Here is a 772-nt window from a genome sequence, read left to right on the forward strand (position 1 = left end):
TGCAAGGTCTGCGCCCAGTCCCAGAGGAAAAACGGCATCGCGATACCCAGCCCGGCGATCCTGCCACGCATGTCCGGCGATACCCCCGAGATCATGTCGTCCAGCGCCTTCGCCGCAAAATCCAGAGTGTCATCAGGGGTCGGATAGTCATAGGTGCGCCGGGCACGCTGGCGCACATTGCCCAGAAAATCGGTCATCACCAGTTCCGAGCTGCGACGCCCAACCTTCAGACCAAAGAACAACGCCCCTTCCGGATTCAGACGCATCGGAACCGAGGGTTGCCCGACCTTGCCCCGAACAGGCTCTCCCCTCAGCAGAAGACCATCCTTTTCCAGCTGTCGCATAATGACCGAAACCGTCTGTGCGGACAGACCCGTCATGCGGGCAATTTCGGATTTAGCCAGCGCCTCGTGCCGCCGAACCAGAGACAACACAAGACGTTCATTATGCGCCCGCATTCCACTTTGATTTGTACCGCGCACATTCGACACCCGATCCGGGGCAATGGCTTGCGGTGTTGGTTCTGACGTCACAATCGACCCTCCACTGTTTGAAAATGTGGAATGGGTTGTCATCTGTCAATAATAAATAAGAGTGATTTATTTATTGACTCACATCTCGAATCTGAGGATGCTTTTGCCGTGTGATCGGGTTCAATTTCACCCGATCGCTTATGTGCCGACTTAGGGCACGGGAGATACTGGGAGGATTAAGAATGAACTTATCAAAGCTTGCCGGCGCCTCGGCGCTTGCATTCGCCGTTATGGCCGGG

At 55.4% G+C, this 772-nt stretch carries 1 protein-coding gene; it reads right to left on the reverse strand.

What is annotated here, in order from left to right; genetic code table 11:
• Positions 1-458 (reverse strand): winged helix-turn-helix domain-containing protein (locus tag ACR0C6_RS21650; protein WP_480621193.1); only part of this gene is annotated, 458 nt, incomplete at its 3' end.
• Between the last annotated feature and the right edge of the window lie 314 nt (positions 459-772).

It is taken from the genome of Ruegeria sp. AL12, assembly GCF_056540885.1.